Here is a 1346-nt window from a genome sequence, read left to right as displayed (position 1 = left end):
AAAAATTTGGTATACCTTCTATCATAACGCTCTTGTACGTCATTTTTTCAGATAATGGGCTCGCTTCTCCATTAACCGTCAGATTTAAACCTCCCATCATTTGAAGGTTAAGCCCCGTCGCCGTTACGATGATATCGGCTTCCAATTTCTCTCCAGATTTCAAAATTATGCCGTTTTCACTAAATCGATCTATTTCATCCGTCACAACACTCGCTTTTTTGTCTCTTATTTTTGCGAAGAAGTCACCATCAGGTGCTGCACATAGACGTTCTTCCCATGGGTTGTAGCGAGGCGAATAATGTTTCGTATCGACGTTTTCTCCGAGTTCTTTTTTGACATTTTTCATTAGGAGCTTTCGCATAAAATTCGGCCATTTCATACTGACAGCGTACAGTGCTCTTTGAATCAAGATGTTTCGCTTACGAGTGATCAAATATGCCCAAGAGTCAGGCATAATTTTGGTCATAAAGCGCGCGATTTTGTCTGTGTCAGGTAATGACATAATGTAGGTAGGAGAGCGTTGGAGCATCGTAACGTGCGCTGCTGTATCGGCCATGGATGGAACGATTGTGATCGCAGTTGCTCCACTACCAATGACAACTACTTTCTTACCGCTGTAGTCATAGTTCTCAGGCCAGTGTTGAGGATGAAGAACTTCGCCTTTGAATCTATCTTCGTCTAAGAACTTGGGTTTATAACCTTGATCATAGTCGTAATATCCCGTGCAATTTAAAAGGAATTGGCACGTGAAGTTCTCCGTTTTTTGAGTTTGCTCATTAAGAGCGGAGAGTTCCCATTTTTGAAGTGTTGAAGACCAGTTGGCACTGATTATCTTGAGGCCGAACTTTACCTTCTCGGCGATGCCGAATTCTTGCGCTGTATCGTTTACATAGTTTCTTATGTCTGGACCTTTAGCTAACACAGTGTCAGAGAACCAAGGTTTGAATTGGTAGCCAAAACTAGTCATGTCTGAATCTGATCGAATGCCAGGGTATTTAAATAAGTCCCAAGTTCCGCCCATTGTTTGTCTTCGTTCAATGATTGCTAAAGACTTATCAGGACATTCTCTCGATATGTGGCAGGCGCTGCCAATTCCTGATAGTCCAGCGCCAATAATAATCACATCGAAATGTTGTTCTGTCATTTTTCTTATCCTGTTTAATCAAGTAACCACGAACGACTAGTATGCTTGAGAACACAGAGCCTGGCTTTGTTGTTGCCAAGATAAGAATTGATATTTTTGTACGGCGCAGTTTATGTGACATTTTTGGTTAACAAACCTTTCAGCAGTGCGGTCTCTGAAATGTGACTTACCTCGTTAAATGGCAAACTGACTTTGTATCCTG

1 protein-coding gene is annotated in these 1346 nt (G+C 41.7%); it reads right to left on the bottom strand.

Features of this window, described 5'->3' with window-relative positions:
* The coding region (locus A3739_RS06210; RefSeq protein WP_068500703.1) for an NAD(P)/FAD-dependent oxidoreductase at window positions 1-1144 on the bottom strand (1144 nt) is incomplete at its 3' end.
* Window positions 1145-1346 lie beyond the last annotated feature (202 nt).

It is taken from the genome of Oleiphilus sp. HI0067 (genome assembly GCF_001635735.1).
Note: the sequence above shows the minus strand (reverse complement) of the source record. Positions and strands in the feature narration are given on the sequence as shown.